16 protein-coding genes are annotated in these 14,976 nt (G+C 69.8%); 9 read left to right on the forward strand and 7 right to left on the reverse strand.

What is annotated here, in order from left to right; all coding sequences use genetic code 11:
- Positions 1-143 precede the first annotated feature (143 nt).
- The gene (locus BMZ47_RS11785) at positions 144-500 is read left to right on the forward strand and encodes a hypothetical protein (RefSeq protein ID WP_244536803.1); all 357 of its coding nucleotides are present in this window, start codon (positions 144-146) and stop codon (positions 498-500) included.
- Positions 501-512: 12 nt separating this feature from the next.
- On the opposite strand, the gene BMZ47_RS11790 is transcribed toward BMZ47_RS11785, so the two are convergent.
- The 3 genes from BMZ47_RS11790 to BMZ47_RS11800 form a co-directional block, all read right to left on the reverse strand.
- Positions 513-1,229, reverse strand: coding sequence for a YoaK family protein (locus BMZ47_RS11790; protein ID WP_091862255.1), 717 nt, complete (start codon positions 1,227-1,229; stop codon positions 513-515).
- Between the two features lie 238 nt (positions 1,230-1,467).
- A complete protein-coding gene (locus BMZ47_RS11795; RefSeq protein ID WP_091862258.1) occupies positions 1,468-1,854 on the reverse strand; it encodes a hypothetical protein in 387 nt (128 codons plus the stop codon).
- A 107-nt stretch (positions 1,855-1,961) separates the two neighbouring features.
- Positions 1,962-2,195, reverse strand: coding sequence for a hypothetical protein (locus BMZ47_RS11800; protein WP_091862261.1), 234 nt, complete (start codon positions 2,193-2,195; stop codon positions 1,962-1,964).
- A gap of 253 nt (positions 2,196-2,448) precedes the next feature.
- Between BMZ47_RS11800 and hrpB the strand changes: the two genes are divergently transcribed.
- The 8 genes from hrpB (at position 2,449) to BMZ47_RS11840 (ending at position 10,314) form a co-directional block, all read left to right on the forward strand.
- Positions 2,449-4,902 carry an ATP-dependent helicase HrpB gene (gene hrpB, locus BMZ47_RS11805; RefSeq protein WP_091862263.1) on the forward strand — a complete coding sequence of 818 codons (2,454 nt, stop codon included), beginning with the start codon at positions 2,449-2,451 and terminating at the stop codon, positions 4,900-4,902.
- Positions 4,903-4,948: 46 nt separating this feature from the next.
- Positions 4,949-5,374 (forward strand): PaaI family thioesterase, encoded by a 426-nt coding sequence (locus BMZ47_RS11810; protein WP_091862266.1) that lies wholly within the window; start codon positions 4,949-4,951, stop codon positions 5,372-5,374.
- A 79-nt stretch (positions 5,375-5,453) separates the two neighbouring features.
- Positions 5,454-6,665: an SMP-30/gluconolactonase/LRE family protein gene (locus BMZ47_RS11815; RefSeq protein ID WP_091862269.1), complete on the forward strand. Its 1,212-nt coding sequence runs from the start codon at positions 5,454-5,456 to the stop codon at positions 6,663-6,665.
- Positions 6,666-6,880: 215 nt separating this feature from the next.
- Complete coding sequence (locus tag BMZ47_RS11820) at positions 6,881-7,165, forward strand: hypothetical protein (RefSeq protein WP_091862271.1); 285 nt, start codon at positions 6,881-6,883, stop codon at positions 7,163-7,165.
- A gap of 398 nt (positions 7,166-7,563) precedes the next feature.
- On the forward strand, positions 7,564-8,148 hold the full coding sequence (locus BMZ47_RS11825) for a DUF1285 domain-containing protein (protein WP_091862274.1): 585 nt from the start codon (positions 7,564-7,566) through the stop codon (positions 8,146-8,148).
- Entirely contained in the window at positions 8,145-8,804 is a 660-nt protein-coding gene (locus tag BMZ47_RS11830; protein WP_091862277.1) for a CoA pyrophosphatase, read from the forward strand. Before BMZ47_RS11825 ends, BMZ47_RS11830 begins: the two co-directional genes overlap by 4 nt.
- Before the next feature lie 14 nt (positions 8,805-8,818).
- On the forward strand, positions 8,819-9,076 hold the full coding sequence (locus tag BMZ47_RS11835) for a DUF6111 family protein (RefSeq protein WP_091862280.1): 258 nt from the start codon (positions 8,819-8,821) through the stop codon (positions 9,074-9,076).
- Entirely contained in the window at positions 9,073-10,314 is a 1,242-nt protein-coding gene (locus BMZ47_RS11840; protein WP_091862284.1) for a CCA tRNA nucleotidyltransferase, read from the forward strand. Before BMZ47_RS11835 ends, BMZ47_RS11840 begins: the two co-directional genes overlap by 4 nt.
- 4 nt (positions 10,315-10,318) lie before the next feature.
- Here the strand turns inward: BMZ47_RS11840 and BMZ47_RS11845 are convergent, their stop codons facing one another.
- The 4 genes from BMZ47_RS11845 to atpA all read right to left on the reverse strand — a co-directional run bounded on the left by BMZ47_RS11845 (position 10,319) and on the right by atpA (position 14,957).
- Positions 10,319-10,720 carry a F0F1 ATP synthase subunit epsilon gene (locus tag BMZ47_RS11845; RefSeq protein ID WP_007566550.1) on the reverse strand — a complete coding sequence of 134 codons (402 nt, stop codon included), beginning with the start codon at positions 10,718-10,720 and terminating at the stop codon, positions 10,319-10,321.
- A 148-nt stretch (positions 10,721-10,868) separates the two neighbouring features.
- On the reverse strand, positions 10,869-12,326 hold the full coding sequence (gene atpD, locus BMZ47_RS11850) for a F0F1 ATP synthase subunit beta (RefSeq protein WP_007566551.1): 1,458 nt from the start codon (positions 12,324-12,326) through the stop codon (positions 10,869-10,871).
- 42 nt (positions 12,327-12,368) lie between these two features.
- Complete coding sequence (locus BMZ47_RS11855) at positions 12,369-13,259, reverse strand: F0F1 ATP synthase subunit gamma (RefSeq protein WP_007566552.1); 891 nt, start codon at positions 13,257-13,259, stop codon at positions 12,369-12,371.
- Positions 13,260-13,421: 162 nt separating this feature from the next.
- Entirely contained in the window at positions 13,422-14,957 is a 1,536-nt protein-coding gene (atpA, locus tag BMZ47_RS11860) for a F0F1 ATP synthase subunit alpha (RefSeq protein WP_007566553.1), read from the reverse strand.
- Positions 14,958-14,976 lie beyond the last annotated feature (19 nt).

The following is a 14,976-nucleotide window of genomic DNA, read 5'->3' on the forward strand; positions in this document are numbered from 1 at the left end:
CCTACGCACGCTCCCTCGTCTCGGGATCGAGCTGCGAATCGATCCGGCTCGTCGCGATGTCGATTCGCGCATCCGGCGCCGCGCGCCTGGATACTAGTCCGATGGAGCCGTCGCATACGAGGGATCCGTAATGCGATTTGGGCATGGCCCTGGCCCAGGGCACCAAACAACCCGAATCCCTCGCATTTGAGCGATCCGCGAAACCCTCGCGTCTCATCGTCGTGGCAAGCTCTCCGCCAGGAGACCCCGCGATGATCGACGCGCTTCAGACTGCGACCGCCGGCATGACCCGGGCGACCGACCGGCTCGGCACGGCAGCACAGACAGTCGCGGCGATCGGCGCGCCGGTCGGGGATGCGGCGCTGCCACCCGCCGTGCAGGTCGACCTGTCCAGCACCGTCGCCGATCTGATCGAATCCCGGACGTCCTTCGCGCTGAACGCCGCGGTGGCGCGCACCGCCGACCGCATGAGCGGCCAGCTCCTCGACATCAAGGCCTGAGCGCGGCGTCCGTCAGTCCGCCGGGGCCGAGCGGCGGGCGGCGATCGCCGGAATCGCCAAAAGGGCCAGGATCGCGGCGGCGGCGAACAGGAGCCCCACGCCGATCGCGCGATAGGCGACCACGCCCAAAAGGCCGCCACCGAGGAACGCGCCGACCGTCATCAGGTGGAGCCGCAGCTTGGCGGGGTCGTGACGCTTGGCCTGGGGATCGCCCGCCTTGCGGTCCAGCCAGCGCGCGAGCTCGATGCCGATATCGGTGACCATGCCGGTGACATGGGTGGTCCGCACCCGGGAATCGGTGATCTTCGTCACGGCGGCGTTCTGCAGCCCCAGGACGAAGCTGAGGCCGAACACCAGCGCCTCGCCTCGGGCGGGCTCGGCCAGCGGCAGCGCGATCAGGCCGATCGCGACGAGCAGGCAGGCCTCGGCGCAGATGCTGTAGGCATAGGCGCCGTAGGGCGCATGGCGGCGGCGCCGCCGGATCAGCAGCGTCGAGGTCGCGGCGCCCAGCGCGAACAGGATGACGAGGAGCAGCGCCTTGGCGGCGAGGATGAGGTCGCCGGTCCCGGCCCGGTCGGAGATCGCCGACACATTGCCGGTCATGTTCGAGGCGTAGAAGCCGACCGCGTAGAAGCCGGCCGTATTCAGCGCGCCGGCCACCGCGGCGAGGGACCAGGAGAGGTTGAGATCCGCCTGGAAGGTGCGCGTCCCGCCTTCATGGACAAGCATGGAAGTGCCGATGCCGTGGAATCAAAGCCGACTGAGCCAGCAATCGTAACCGACCCCACTTCGATCGGGTACGCGGTTCCGGTGCAGCCGTGCCCTGCGCGGCCCCGGCGTCCCCCGATGTCGGGGATGCTGCGGATGAAAGCGGGCTCTGGATCCCGGCGAAACGATACGGCGCAGCCTCCCGGGAAGGCTGCGCCGTTCGGATCTCGTGACGCCCCAGCCAGGGCACCGGACCGGCTCACCAGCCGCGGTAGTGGCGGCGGTAGCCGTAATCGTCGTCGCAATCCCAGTCGTCGCGCCAGCGGCGATGGCCGTAGCCGACCGGAACGCGCTCGTAGGTGACGACCCGTCGCGTCGCGTAGACCGGTTCCACCTCCTCGTAGGCGCGGTAGACCGGGCGGGGCCGGACGACCACGGGCGTCGGCCCGTAGCCGTCATACGGGGTGCTATAGGAATAGCTGTAGGCGGGGGCGGCCTGGGCCGCAGCGCCGATCAGGGCGCCGGCCGCCAAGCCGCCGATGATGCCCGCCGCGATGGCGCCGCCGCCGCGGGCCTCGGCGGCGGTGGAAGCGAGGGTCCCCGCGCCGATCAGCGCGGCGGCCGAAAGCACAGCGATCCGTCTCATGACCTGACTCCGAGTGCAGCGCGGGACCGCCGGGGCGTTCCCGATCACGGAAGACAGAATGCCTAGGATTCGCTGCATCGACGCTGAAGTGGGCTTGCAGCTTCTGTTCAGCTTTCGACCGGTGCGGCGGTCGCCGGTGATTCCCGGATGTAGCCGCGCGAGATCAGACGGCTGCGCTCGCGGGTGCGCCGCTCGGCATCCATCAGGTCGGACAGGGCGTCGGCGATGGCGCAGCGGAGCGCAATGCCCGCGTCGCCGTCGGCGAAGCCGAGATAGGCGCGGCTGATCGCATCGACCGGGCAGGCATGGTCCTTCTGGGCGGCGAGGGCCTGGGTCAGCATCGGGATCCCCTTCGTTGCTGCCGGAACGAAGAGAGAACAAGCCAGAAGGGTTAACGTTTCGTCAACGGGCCTGGCCGCCCCATCGCGAACGCCCGTTAACCCTGTGGATAACGGGGATCCGGCTGCCAGCGGGCTGTGGATAGGCCTGTTCACGCCGGCCCGGCAGGCCGGCGCATCCCATCCCGGCGAATCGCGTGCACCCCGTCGGCGGGACGGTTGCGCCACGGCGCCGACCGGGCCATCAGCGGAGGCGATGGCCGGCCCGACACCCGCACTGCCGATCGAGGCAGCGCTCCCCGCATTGCGCAGCGCGCTCGCCGCCCGGAACGCCGCCGTGCTGGTGGCGCCCCCCGGTGCCGGCAAGACCACACGCGTCCCCTTGGACCTGCTCGACGCACCCTGGCTGGGCGCGAAAAAGATCATCCTGCTGGAGCCGCGCCGCCTGGCGGCCCGGGCCGCCGCCGCCCGGATGGCGCAGATCCTCGGCGAGGCGGTCGGCGGCACGGTCGGCCTGCGGGTCCGGCTCGGGTCGAAGATCTCGGCGAGGACCCGGATCGAGGTGGTCACCGAGGGCGTGTTCACGCGCATGATCCTCGAAGATCCGGAGCTCGCCGGCGTCGGCGCGGTCCTGTTCGACGAATTCCACGAGCGCTCCCTCGACGCCGATCTCGGCTTGGCCTTCGCGTGCGATGCGCAGGGCGGGTTGCGCGAGGATCTGCGCATCCTGGTCATGTCGGCGACCCTGGACGGCGCCCGGGTCGCGCGGCTGCTCGGCGATGCCCCGGTCGTAGCCTCCGAGGGCCGGGCCTTCCCGGTGGAGACCCGCTACGCCGAGCGCGACCCGAACCGGCGGATCGAGGATTCGGTCGCCGAGGTGACCCTGCGGGCGCTGCGGGCGGATCCGGGCTCGGTGCTGGTGTTCCTGCCCGGACAGGCCGAGATCCGCCGGACCCACGATCTCCTGGCCGACAAGGTCGGGCCGGAGGTCCAGCTCGCTCCGCTCTACGGCGCGCTGACCCCGGCCGAGCAGGACCGCGCCGTCGCGCCGGCGCCGCCCGGAACCCGCAAGGTCGTGCTCGCCACCAGCATCGCCGAGACTTCCCTGACCATCGAGGGCGTGCGGATCGTAGTGGATTCCGGTCTGGCGCGGGTACCGGTCTACGAGCCCGGCCTCGGCCTGACTCGGCTGGTGACCGCCCGGGCTTCGCGCGCCTCGGTGGACCAGCGCCGGGGCCGCGCCGGGCGGACGGAGCCGGGCCTGTGCTGGCGGCTGTGGTCCGAGGCCGGCACCAACGCGCTCGAACCGTTCACCCGGCCCGAGATCCTGTCGGCGGACCTTGCCGGGCTGCTGCTCGACTGCGCCGCCTGGGGCGTCACCGACCCGCGCACGCTCAACTTCCTCGACCCGCCCCCTGCGGCCGCGCTCACGGAGGCCCGCGCCATGCTCGGCGCCCTCGGGGCGCTCGATTCCGACGGGCGGCTCACCGAGATCGGCACGAAGCTGCGCGCCCTGCCGCTGCCGCCGCGGCTGGCCCGGATGGTGACGGTGGCGGCCGGGACGGGCCAGGCGCGGGCCGCCGCCGACCTCGCGGCGGTGCTGGTCGAGCGCGGGCTCGGCGGGGACGGCATCGATCTCGACGAGCGGGTGGAGCGCTTCCGCCGGGACCGGGGCGGCCGGGCCGCGGATATGCGGCGCCTGGCCGAGAACTGGGCGCGGATCGCCGGGGGCGCCCAGCAGGACGATCGGGAAGCGGCCGGCCCGCTGCTGGCTCTGGCCTATCCGGACCGGGTCGCCCGGGCCCGGGGCCGGGAGGGCGAGTTCGTGATGGCCAGCGGCCGCGCCGGCCGTCTCGACCCGGCGAGCCCGCTCGCCCGGGAGACCTATCTGGTGATCGCCGACCTCGCGGGCGCCGCCGGCAATGCGCGTATCCTGGCGGCCGCCACCATCGGGGCCGAGGCGATCGAACGGCTGTTCGCCGACCGGATCGAGGCCCGCACCGAGGTGACCTTCGATCCGCAGGCCGCCGCCCTGCGGGCCCGGGCGGTCCGGCGTCTGGGCGCGGTCAATCTCGGCGAGCGGCCGTTGCCGGTCCCGGCCGACACGGAGTCCGCGGCGATCCTGGCCCGCGGCATCGTCGGCCTCGGCCTCGACCGCCTGCCCTGGACCCCGGGCCTGTCGCAATGGCGCGCCCGGGTGCGGTTCCTGCGCGCCGCGGGGGGCGGGGATTGGCCGGACCTGTCGGACGCCGCCCTGGCCGAGAGCGCCGAAACCTGGCTGGCGCCGGCCCTCGTCGGGCGCAACGCCCTGGCGGCGATCACCCCGGCCGACCTCGCCGGTGCCCTGCAGGACCTTCTGCCCTGGCAGCTGCGCGGCCGTCTCGACGCCGCGGCGCCGACCCATGTCGAGGTTCCGACCGGCTCGCGCATCCCGGTCGATTACACCGAGGCCGAGCCTGTCCTGGCCGTCCGGGTCCAGGAATTGTTCGGCCTCGACCGGCACCCGACCGCGGGCGGCCGCCCCCTCGTCCTGCACCTGCTGTCGCCGGCGCACCGCCCGATCCAGATCACCCGGGATCTCCCGGGCTTCTGGCGTGGTTCCTGGGCGGCGGTGCGGGCGGAGATGCGCGGGCGCTACCTGCGCCACCCCTGGCCGGAGGACCCGCTGGCCGAGGCCCCGACCCGGCGCGCGAAGCCGCGCGGGACGTAAGTCCGCGGGGCATCGACCCTCTCAACGACAGGACGGACGCGACGCGATGACGACCGACCCGAAGACGTTCGATCCGGCATCCGAGGGCTGGGCGGAGGTGGAGGACCACGGGTTCATCGCCCATGTCGGCCCCCTGTATGTCCGAGCCGCGGACGGCGCCTACGCGTTCCGGGCCGAGCAGAAGCACGCCAACCTGATCGGCGTGGTCCATGGCGGCATGCTGATGAGCTTCGCCGACCGCGCGCTGGGCGAGACCGCGATGCGGGCGGCGGACGGTGCGAACTGCGTGACGATCCAGCTCGAGATGAAGTTCATCGATGTCGGCCGCCTCGGCGACTGGATCGTGGTGCATCCCCAGGTGGTCAAGCGCACCGGCTCCCTGGTGTTCATGCGCGGCGATGTCCGGGAGGGAACGCGCCTCGTGGCGTCGGCGGACGGCGTCTGGAAGATCCTGCGGCGCAAGCCCAGTTGATCGCCAGACGTTCCGCGCCATAATGCCGCGATCGCCAAGATCGAGATCGAGAAACGGTCGGCAGATGGGGAGGAACGTCATGCGGCAACCGCAGGTTGATGCAATCAAGACTGGGCTCGCCTTGCCGTCACGGCGCGCGATGCTTGTCGGCGCTGGCGCTGCTCTGGCTTCCGCCACGAGCGCCTTCGGCCAGCCGGAACCGCCGAGCACGGTGACCAACCCGCCGCGGGACTTCCGGCCCGGCGCATCGCCGAGCACCTATTTCAACGATCCCGACGTGATCACGGTGGATCCGTCCTTCGAGCGTTACATCGTCCCCAACAGCGCGATCCGCCGTCTCTGGACCGGCGCGCTCTGGGCCGAAGGGCCGGCCTGGAACAGCCTCGGCCGCTTCCTGATCTGGAGCGACATCCCGAACGGCCGGCAGATGCGCTGGCTGGAGGAGGACGGCCATGTCGGCGTCTTCCGCAGCCACAGCAACAACTCGAACGGCAACAGCTTCGACCGCCAGGGCCGCCAGATCTCCTGCGAGCACATCACCCGCCGGGTGGTGCGCTACGAGCTCGACGGTTCCGCCACGATCCTGGCCGACCAGTTCGACGGCAAGCCGTTCAATTCCCCCAACGACGTCGAGCAGCACGCCGACGGGTCCTACTGGTTCACCGATCCGCCCTATGGCGGCCTTCTGTACGAGGGGACGCCGGACGAGCCAGGCGGCCCCTCGAACCCGCAGGGCCATCTCAATCCGCTGCTCGGCCAACCGGCCGGTCTCCGGACCAGCAAGCGCGCGCTTCCCAACGCGCTCTACCGGATCGATCCCACCGGCCGGATCGACCAGGTCCTGACCGACGCGCAGGTGCCTAACCCGAACGGCCTGTGCTTCTCGCCCGATCACAAGACGCTCTACCTCTCCTCCACCGGCAAGGGCCCGGGCGATACCGGCCCCGGCGGCAAGGGCGAGATCTACGCCTTCGATGTCGGGACCGGCGCCAGCCTGTCGAACCGGCGGCTGTTCTCGGATTGCGTCGTCGACGGTGTGAAATGCGGCCCCGACGGGATGCGGACCGATGTCGACGGCAATCTTTGGGTGGCGAGCAACGCGGGCCGCGCCGTCGGTTACAACGGCGTCACGGTCTGGAACCCGCAGGGCAAGCTGATCGGCCGCATCCGCCTGCCGGAGGTCTGCGGCAACCTCACCTTCGGCGGCCCGAAGCGCAACCGCCTGTTCATGACCGCGAGCCAGTCGCTCTACGCGGTCTACGTGAACACGCAGGGGGCGGGACCGGCCTGAGCCGGGAGGGCGGGTCGGGCAGGCGCCGCTTGTCGGATCTTGATCGATCCGGGACCGGAGAGCGGGCAACAATCGACTCGCTCACGCGTCGCGGGCCGAAATCGTTCCGTGCACAAGCAAAGGGACGGGATTGCAAGACCAGCATTGCGCTGTGTGTCGTCCAACCGTGCGGCGCCAGGCAGATTGATTGCGGCTGAAGACGAGAAGTCCCGACGATGTTCAACACCGTCAAGCTCGCCAAGACCCTCGAGGCCAGCGGTCTCAGCCGCGATCAGGCCGATCAGATCGCCAGCAGCCTATTCGAATCGCTGAAGGAATACTCTGGCGACATCGCCACCAAGGGCGACTTGAGAGCGCTCGAAGCGTCTATCCGCGCGGAGATCGCGACGGGACACCTTGCTCTCGAGAAAATCGTGCACGCTCAAACGAAGTGGCTACTCAGTGCACTGGTCGGAGCGACGGCGTTGATGACCGCTGCCGCAAAGTTCTTACTCCACTAATCTTGAACGCAAAATCGATTTGCCCGCGTGTCGTTTGATGCGGGGCCGTGCTACAATAGCGTCCCTCAGCAGGAGGAATGTCATGTCTTCCTATCATCGACCGATGCGGGGCCTTGAACAGGCGATCCGAAAACAGACTGTGATGCTTGTTGCAGGCTTGATGGCTTGTGGCGTGTTGTCCCTCGCGGTGCTCGCGTTGACTTAGGGCTGGCGGGAACACGGAAGAAGCGGTCCTCTGCCGGCCCATTCAGTCTTGCCCGATCCTGGATGCGAGCGACAGACGGATCGCTGGCGAACCGGGCCATCAGACGCGGCGGCGACCGGCGCAGGCCCTGTCGAGCGAATCGAAGATGACCAACCGTGGTTGCGGGGCCGCGGAAGCGCTATCTGTAACGGGCATGAGCGAGGATCCCGCCCCCGACCCGACCTTGAGCCGCCTCAGCGCCGCCCTGGGCGACCTGCCCAAGCGTGGGCTGCCGCCGGTCGACAAGTGGGATCCGCCCTATTGCGGCCCCATCGACATCCGCATCGCCGCGGACGGGACCTGGCACCACAACGGCTCCCCGATCCGCCGGGAGAAGCTGGTCAAGCTGTTCGCCTCGATCCTGCGGCGCGAGCCGGATGGGCGGGTCGTGCTGGTCACCCCGGTGGAGAGCGTCGGCATCACCGTGGAGGATGCCGCCTTCGTGGCCGTCGAGATGGCGGTCGACGGCGAAGGGGAGGGCCGGCGGATCTCGTTTCGGACCAATGTCGACGACCTCGTGAGCGTCGATTCCGAGCATGCCTTGCGCTTCGAGCAGGGCCCGGACGGGGCGTTGAAGCCCTATCTCCATGTCCGCCGCGGGCTCTGGGCCCGGGTGACCCGGGCGCTCACCTACGATCTGGTCGATCTCGCGGAGGAGCGCGTGATCGACGGGCGGCCGTGGCTCGGGCTCTGGGCCGGCGGCATCTTCCACACTATCGCCCCGGCCGAGGCCGCGTGAGCGACACGCGCGCCGATTTCCTCGCCCGCGCCGCGTCCCACCTGTCGCCGGACCCGCCGGGCCCGGACGACCCAACGTCGAATCCCCGCGGCGATCACAGCCTCGACCCGGACGGCAGCGCCGTGATCCCGCCGCCGCCACATCGGCGGGCCGCCGTGCTGGTGCCGGTGGTGTTCCGGGTCGGCGGTCCCCGGCTGGTGCTGACCCAGCGTGCGGCCAATCTCCGCGACCATTCCGGGCAGGTCGCGCTGCCCGGCGGCAAGATCGACCCCGCCGATCCCGGACCGGCGGATGCGGCCCTGCGGGAAGCCCACGAAGAGATCGGGCTCGCGCCCGAAAGCGTGCGCCTGCTCGGCTATCTCGACCCCTACCTGTCCGGCACCGGGTTCCTGGTGACACCGGTGATCGGCATCGTGCCCGACGACGCCGCCTTCACGCCGAACCCGTCCGAAGTGGCGGACGTGTTCGAGGTGCCGCTGCCGGTTCTGATGGATCGGGAGCGCTACGTCCTGGAGGCGCGGATCTGGCAGGGACGCACCCGCCGCTACTATGCCCTGACCTTCGAAGACCGCCTCATCTGGGGGGTCACGGCCGGGATCCTGAACAACCTCCGGGAGCGCCTCTACCCGGAAACCAGCACACACCCCGCGGGATAAGGTCACCGACAATCATGCTGCGCCGCCTCATTGAAGAGTTCGGCCTCTTCCTCATCCCCTTCGCGGTGTTCACGATCTACCTGGTGCTGGTCGGCCGCAATCCGCTCCGCCGGGTGCATTGGGATCCGCACCTCCTCCGCCTCGTGCTCACCGGACTCGCCATCGTGATCGGCACGCTGGTCTACGAGGGCCTGTTCTCCGAACGCCGGGCCGGCGGGTACGTGCCGCCCCACATGGAGAACGGCCGCCTCGTACCGGGCGGCTTCAAGTGACGCACGCGCTCGATCACGGCGGGCTGGCGGCCCTCCTGGACCAGCCGGCCGTGCGCCGGGCGCTGGCCGCTCTGGACGCGAAGGGCGCCGAGACCCGCCTGGTCGGCGGCTGCGTGCGCGATGCGCTGCTCGGCAATCCATCCGCCGATATCGACCTCGCGACCACGCTGCTGCCGGATGCGGTGATGGACGCCGCCCGCGGGGTACCGGGCCTCAAGGCCGTGCCGACCGGGATCGAGCACGGCACCGTGACGCTGGTCACCGGGGACGGACCGATCGAGGTCACCACCCTGCGCGAGGACGTCGAGACCGATGGCCGCCACGCCGTGGTGCGGTTCGGCGGCGATTTCGCCAAGGATGCCGAGCGGCGCGACTTCACCGTCAACGCGCTCTCCCTCGGGGCCGACGGGCGCCTGCATGACACGGTCGGCGGGCTGCCCGACCTGGCGGCCGGGCGTGTCCGCTTCATCGGCGATCCCGCAACCCGCATCCGCGAGGATGCGTTGCGGATCCTGCGCTTCTTTCGCTTCCATGCCCGCTTCGGCGCGGGCCCGCCGGATGCGGCGGCGCTCGCCGCCTGTATCGCTGCGCGCGACGCCCTGGACCGGCTATCCCGCGAGCGCGTCCGGGCCGAGTTCCTGAAACTCCTGACCGCCCCCGGCGGGGTGCCGATGGTCGGAACGCTGAGCGCCACGGGGCTGCTCCAGCGGATCACGGGCGGCGTCGCCGAATGCGGGCGCCTGGAACGAGCCAGCGTCGCCGCACTCTCGCCGGCGATGCGTCTCGCCGCCCTCTCGGTCGAAAACCGGCAGGACGCGGATCGCCTGCGGGAGCGCTTGCGTCTGTCGAAGCAGGAATACGCGCTGCTCACCGGCTATGCGGATGCGCTGGCGGACCTTCACGGCCGCGCCGGGATCGACGCACCGGCCGCGCGCGCGCTGGCCGCGGAACACGGGCTGCCGTTACTCAGTGAGACGCTGGCCATCTTGTCCGGCGAGCCCCGGCCGATCCTGACGAAGGACGCCGAGCGGGCGCTGCAGGCTCTGAGCGGGGAGGGCGGTGCGCCGAGCTTCCCGCTGGCGGGGGCGGATCTCGTGGCGGCCGGACTGCCGGCCGGCCCCGCCATCGGCCGCGGATTGGCCGCGGCCCGGTCGCTCTGGTTGGAACTCGGTTGCCCGATGGACGCCGAGACGCGGGCGTCGCTGCTGGAGCGGGCGCTCGCGAGCGCCCGCCCGTGACCGATCAGAGCTTGAGCAGCGCCTTGGTCTCCTGGAGCTGAACGATCTGGCCGTTCAGCTCCTCGCGCTTCTGCAGGTCCTCGGTGGCGTCGCGCTGCAGCTCGGCCGCCTCGATGTCGCGGTCGAGGGATTCGTGCGTCAGCTCCTCGATCGGCGCGGCGCGCTCGGCCAGCACCGTCACGGCGGTCGGGCCGATATCGGCGAAGCCGCCGCGGACGTAGATCCGCTTGCCGCTGCCCTGGCTCTCGGTGATCACGATGACCCCGACCCGCAGGGAGGTCAGGACCGGGGCGTGGCCCGGCATCACGGTCATCTCGCCCTCGGTGCCGGGCAGCTGAACGGCCGTCACCTCGCCGGAATACAGCGTCCGCTCGGGGCCGACGAAATCGAAGTGGAAGGTGGCCATCTCAGGACGATCCCGGAACCGCAACACGCTCTCCGCCCCATCGCGGGGCGGAGCTGGAGGTGGGGCGGTACGGACGGCGCCGACGAAGCTCGCCGATGCCGCCACCCCACCCCGACCCCTCCCCGCAACCGGGGAGGGGATGCCGGCCTTAGGCGGCCTTCAGCTTCTTGGCCTTCTCCTGGGCCTGCTCGATCGTGCCGACCATGTAGAAGGCGGCCTCCGGCAGGTCGTCGTAATCGCCGTTCACCAGGCCCTTGAAGCCCTTGATGGTGTCTTCCAGCGGCACCTGCACGCCCGGCGAGCCGGTGAACACCTCGGCGACCGAGAAGGGCTGCGAGAAGAAGCGCTCGATCTTGCGGGCGCGGGCGACGGTGAGCTTATCCTCCTCGGACAGCTCGTCCATGCCCAGGATCGCGATGATGTCCTGGAGGGCCTTGTAGCGCTGCAGCGTCTGCTGGACGCGGCGAGCCACGTCGTAATGCTCCTCGCCGAGAATCGCCGGCGACAGCATGCGCGAGGTCGAGTCCAGCGGATCCACCGCCGGGTAGATGCCCTTCTCGGCGATCGAGCGGGACAGCACGGTCGTGGCGTCGAGGTGGGCGAAGGAGGCGGCGGGCGCCGGGTCGGTCAGATCGTCGGCCGGCACGTAGATCGCCTGCACCGAGGTGATCGAGCCCTTGGTGGTGGTGGTGATGCGCTCCTGCAGGGCGCCCATATCGGTGGCCAGCGTCGGCTGGTAGCCCACCGCCGAGGGGATGCGGCCGAGAAGCGCCGACACCTCGGAACCCGCCTGGGTGAAGCGGAAGATGTTGTCCACGAAGAACAGCACGTCCTGGCCCTCGTCGCGGAACTGCTCCGCGATGGTCAGGCCGGTCAGCGCGACGCGCGAGCGGGCGCCCGGCGACTCGTTCATCTGGCCGTAGACCAGGGCGCACTTGGAGCCCTCGGCCGAGCCGTTATTCTCCTTCGGGTCCAGGTTCACCTTGGACTCGATCATCTCGTGGTAGAGATCGTTGCCCTCACGGGTCCGCTCGCCGACGCCGGCGAAGACGGAGTAGCCGGAGTGCACCTTCGCGATGTTGTTGATCAGCTCCATGATCAGCACGGTCTTGCCGACGCCGGCGCCGCCGAACAGGCCGATCTTGCCGCCCTTGGCGTAGGGGGCGAGCAGGTCGACGACCTTGATGCCCGTGACCAGGATCTGCGCCTCGGTGGACTGGTCGGCGTAGGAGGGGGCCGGCTGGTGGATGGCGCGGTAGGTCTCGCACACGACCGGGCCGGCCTCGTCGATCGGCTCGCCGATTACGTTCATGATTCGGCCCAGCGTGTTCATGCCCACCGGGACCTTGATCGGCTCGCCGGTATCGGTGCACTCCTGGCCGCGGGTCAGGCCCTCGGACGTGTCCATGGCGATGCAGCGCACGGTGCTCTCGCCGAGCTGCTGGGCGACCTCGAGGACGAGGCGGGCGCCGTTGTTCTTGGTCTCCAGGGCGTTCAGGATCTCGGGCAGGTGCCCGTCGAACTGCACGTCGACCACGGGGCCGATGACCTGGGTGATCTTGCCGACCTTGTTGGAGCCGGCGCCGGGGATTGCGGTGTTCGCCATCGTAAACCTACCCTTCAAGCTGTGCGTTCAGGTCGCGGAGCCTCAGAGAGCTTCCGCGCCCGAGATGATCTCGATGAGTTCTTTGGTGATCATGGCCTGACGCGTGCGGTTGTAGATCAGCGTCTGCTTCTTGATCATCTCGCCCGCATTGCGGGTGGCCGAGTCCATGGCGCTCATCCGCGCACCCTGCTCGGACGCGGCGTTCTCCAGGAGCGCCCGATAGACCTGCACGGTGAGGTTCTTCGGCAGCAGCGTCTCCAGGATCGCCTCCTCGGAGGGCTCGAATTCCAGAGCGGCGTTGCCGTTGGCGCTCTTGACCGCCGTGTCGGCCGCCGGCAGCTCCGCCGGGATCAGGCGCTGCGCGGTGGGGATCTGCGAGATCACCGACCGGAACTCGGAATAGAACAGGGTGGCGACGTCGAACTCGCCGGCCTCGAAGCGCGTCAGGATCTTGTTGGCGATCTCGGCGGCGAACTCGTAATCGACCGGGCGATTGCCGCGGATATCCATGCTCTCGACGATCTGGTCGCGGTAGAGGCGACGCAGCTGGTCGTTGCCCTTCTTGCCGACCGTCATGATCTTGACGGTCTTGCCCTCGGCGGTGAGCTTCTGGATGTATTCCCGGACCGCCAGGCGGACGATCGAGGAGTTGAACGCGCCGCACAGGCCGCGATCGCCGGTGCAGACGACTAGGAGATGGGTCTGCTCGGAACCGGTGCCCGAGAGGAGCTTCGGGGCGCCGACGCCGCCGACCAGATTGCCGGCGAGGTTGCCGAGCACCTGAGCCATCTTCTCCGCGAAGGGACGGCCGGCCTCGGCGGCCATCTGCGCACGGCGCAGCTTGGCGGCGGCGACCATCTGCATGGCCTTGGTGATCTTCTGCGTCGCCTTCACCGAGGTGATGCGGTTGCGCAGGTCCTTCAAACTCGCCATCGGGCCGCGTCCAGATCCGTTCCAGGGCCTCTCCTCCCCCGTGCGGGGAGGAGCCGAAGGTGGGAATTGTGCCGGGTCCGGCGGCCGATGGTGCGATCAGCACCGGCGCCGCCCCCAACCCTCCCCACCGGAGGCGGGGAAGTCACACGGGTCAGCGCCCGATCAGGCGCCGATCGACTTGGCCACGCCCTCGACCACGCTCTTCAGCTTGCCGGCGCTCTCGTCCGACAGATCCTTCGAGGTGGCGATGGCGCTGAGCAGGTCCTGGTGCTTCGTGCGCAGCGTGCTGAGCAGGCTGTCCTCGAAGGCGCGGATCTTGCTGACCGGGAGCTTGTCCAGGTAGCCGTTCACGCCGGCGTAGATCACGGCGACCTGCTCTTCCATCTTCAGCGGCGAGAATTGCGGCTGCTTCAGGAGCTCGGTGAGCCGCGAGCCGCGGTTGAGGAGCTGCTGGGTCGAAGCGTCGAGATCCGAGCCGAACTGCGCGAAGGCCGCCATCTCGCGGTACTGCGCCAGCTCGCCCTTGATCTTGCCGGCGACCTTTTTCATCGCCTTGGTCTGGGCGGAGGAGCCCACCCGCGACACCGAGAGGCCGACATTCACCGCCGGGCGGATGCCCTGGTAGAACAGGTCGGTCTCGAGGAAGATCTGGCCGTCGGTGATCGAGATCACGTTGGTCGGGATGTAGGCCGAAACGTCGTTTGCCTGAGTCTCGATGACCGGCAGGGCGGTCAGCGAGCCGTTGCCGGCGGCGTCGCCCATCTTGGCGGCGCGCTCGAGCAGGCGGCTGTGGAGGTAGAACACGTCGCCCGGATAGGCCTCGCGGCCCGGCGGGCGGCGCAGCAGCAGGGACATCTGGCGGTAGGCCACGGCCTGCTTGGACAGATCGTCGTACACGATCACGGCGTGCATGCCGTTATCGCGGAAATACTCGCCCATGGCGCAGCCGGCGAAGGGCGCGATGAACTGCATCGGCGCGGCGTCCGACGCGGTGGCCGCGATGACGATCGAGTATTCCAGGGCGCCCTGGTCCTCGAGCACCTTCACGAACTGGGCGACCGTGGAGCGCTTCTGGCCGATGGCGACGTAGATGCAGTAGAGCTTGGACTTCTCGTCCCCGCCCGCGGCATGGCCCGGCTTCTGGTTGAGGATGGTGTCGAGGGCGATGGCGGTCTTGCCGGTCTGACGGTCGCCGATGATCAGCTCGCGCTGGCCGCGGCCGACCGGGATCAGGGCGTCGATCGCCTTCAGGCCCGTGGCCATCGGCTCGTGCACCGACTTGCGCGGGATGATGCCCGGCGCCTTCACGTCGACCCGGCGACGCTCGGTGGACTGGATCGGACCCTTGCCGTCGATCGGGTTGCCGAGGCCGTCGACCACGCGGCCGAGCAGGCCCTTGCCGACCGGCACGTCCACGATGGCGCCGGTGCGCTTGACGGTCTGGCCTTCCTTGATCTCGCGGTCGGAGCCGAAGATCACGATGCCGACGTTGTCCTGCTCGAGGTTGAGCGCCATGCCGCGCACACCCGACTCGAACTCGACCATCTCACCGGCCTGGACGTTGTCGAGGCCGTAGGCGCGGGCGATGCCGTCACCGACGGACAAGACCTGCCCGACCTCGGAGACCTCGGCCTCTTCGCCGAAGTTCTTGATCTGGTCCTTCAGGATCGCGGAGATCTCGGCGGCGCGGATGTCCATACTCGGGCCTCTGTCGCTA

Origin of the sequence: Methylobacterium brachiatum, assembly GCF_900113845.1 — a bacterium.
GTDB lineage: Bacteria > Pseudomonadota > Alphaproteobacteria > Rhizobiales > Beijerinckiaceae > Methylobacterium > Methylobacterium brachiatum.

Bases quoted from the DNA above. Each gene is read 5' to 3' on its own strand.
- BMZ47_RS11795 (WP_091862258.1), bottom strand. From the start codon at position 1,854: ATGAGACGGATCGCTGTGCTTTCGGCCGCCGCGCTGATCGGCGCGGGG.
- BMZ47_RS11790 (WP_091862255.1), bottom strand. From the start codon at position 1,229: ATGCTTGTCCATGAAGGCGGGACGCGCACCTTCCAGGCGGATCTCAAC.
- atpA (WP_007566553.1), bottom strand. From the start codon at position 14,957: ATGGACATCCGCGCCGCCGAGATCTCCGCGATCCTGAAGGACCAGATC.
- BMZ47_RS11815 (WP_091862269.1), top strand. From the start codon at position 5,454: ATGCGGCAACCGCAGGTTGATGCAATCAAGACTGGGCTCGCCTTGCCG.
- BMZ47_RS11855 (WP_007566552.1), bottom strand. From the start codon at position 13,259: ATGGCGAGTTTGAAGGACCTGCGCAACCGCATCACCTCGGTGAAGGCG.
- BMZ47_RS11810 (WP_091862266.1), top strand. From the start codon at position 4,949: ATGACGACCGACCCGAAGACGTTCGATCCGGCATCCGAGGGCTGGGCG.
- BMZ47_RS11820 (WP_091862271.1), top strand. From the start codon at position 6,881: ATGTTCAACACCGTCAAGCTCGCCAAGACCCTCGAGGCCAGCGGTCTC.
- BMZ47_RS11785 (WP_244536803.1), top strand. From the start codon at position 144: ATGGCCCTGGCCCAGGGCACCAAACAACCCGAATCCCTCGCATTTGAG.
- BMZ47_RS11825 (WP_091862274.1), top strand. From the start codon at position 7,564: ATGAGCGAGGATCCCGCCCCCGACCCGACCTTGAGCCGCCTCAGCGCC.
- atpD (WP_007566551.1), bottom strand. From the start codon at position 12,326: ATGGCGAACACCGCAATCCCCGGCGCCGGCTCCAACAAGGTCGGCAAG.
- BMZ47_RS11800 (WP_091862261.1), bottom strand. From the start codon at position 2,195: ATGCTGACCCAGGCCCTCGCCGCCCAGAAGGACCATGCCTGCCCGGTC.
- hrpB (WP_091862263.1), top strand. From the start codon at position 2,449: ATGGCCGGCCCGACACCCGCACTGCCGATCGAGGCAGCGCTCCCCGCA.
- BMZ47_RS11845 (WP_007566550.1), bottom strand. From the start codon at position 10,720: ATGGCCACCTTCCACTTCGATTTCGTCGGCCCCGAGCGGACGCTGTAT.
- BMZ47_RS11835 (WP_091862280.1), top strand. From the start codon at position 8,819: ATGCTGCGCCGCCTCATTGAAGAGTTCGGCCTCTTCCTCATCCCCTTC.